This window comes from Polaromonas sp. CF318 (genome assembly GCF_000282655.1).
In the GTDB taxonomy this organism is placed as follows: Bacteria; Pseudomonadota; Gammaproteobacteria; order Burkholderiales; family Burkholderiaceae_C; genus Polaromonas.
In genome coordinates this window covers 1-896 of sequence record NZ_AKIV01000130.1, presented here as the reverse complement: position 1 = coordinate 896, position 896 = coordinate 1, and the positions used below count along the sequence as shown (strand labels likewise).

The window sequence follows — 896 nt, the reverse complement described above, 5'->3', positions numbered from 1 at the left end:
TCTTTTGCTTACTTTTCTTTTGGCGAAGCAAAAGAAAAGTGAGTAGCTGCCGGGCTACCCCCGGCCAACAAGTCTCAGCAGAGGGAACAGCAAGACGAAGAGAAGAAAAGGAGAGAAGGGGGAGAGCGCACCCGCCGGAGCAAGACCCGGCCTACAAGCCCTCGGGAAGCAATCCCGAAAGCGCCTCCCTCATCCACCGAACAATCAACTGCTGCCTCGCCCGAGGCATCCTCTCCATCGTCGAAGCCACACTGATGGCCGCAGCAGGCGCCCCATCCCGCCCAGGCACGGCCATGCCAACAGCTAACACACCTTCAGTGGCGTGGTTGCCAATCACGGCCCAGCCCCTTTCCCGCGTCGCGCGCACCAGAATCTCCATCCGTTCCGGCGTCATGCCGCCGTAACGCCCCAAGGCCGGCGCGTTGGCGGCGATCACGCTGGCTGCGTCTTCCTCGGGCAGGGCCGCCAGCAAAGCCAGGCCCGCGGCACCCACGCCCAGCGGCTGTCGCGTTCCGACCTGGATCACCAGCATCTGCACCGGGTGCGTCCCCACCTGGCGCGCGATGCAGTGGGAGGCCGGGCCCTCGCGCACGATGGCAAAGGCCGCGTCGCCGCAGGCCTTGCTCACGCGGGCCAGTACGGGCTGCAAACGGGCCGCGAAGTCTGACGATGACGGCGACGGGGTTTGCAGCTGGGCCAGGCGCCGCCCGGCCACATATCGGAAGCGGCCGCGGGGCGCGACGTACCCGGACTCCAGCAGTGTGGCCAGCAGGCGGTACACCGTGGCGCGTTCCAGGCCGGCGGTGCGGCACAGGTCGACCACACGCAAACCTTCGCGGCCGCTTTGCAGCACGGCGTCCAGCAGCTGCAGGCCGCGCCGCAGGGTGCGGCTGGGG

The 896-nt window shown here is 67.7% G+C and carries 1 protein-coding gene; it reads right to left on the bottom strand.

The window, feature by feature from the left end; translation table 11 throughout:
- Window positions 1-151: 151 nt before the first annotated feature.
- The coding region (locus PMI15_RS19635; protein ID WP_007873531.1) for an IclR family transcriptional regulator at window positions 152-896 on the bottom strand (745 nt) is incomplete at its 5' end.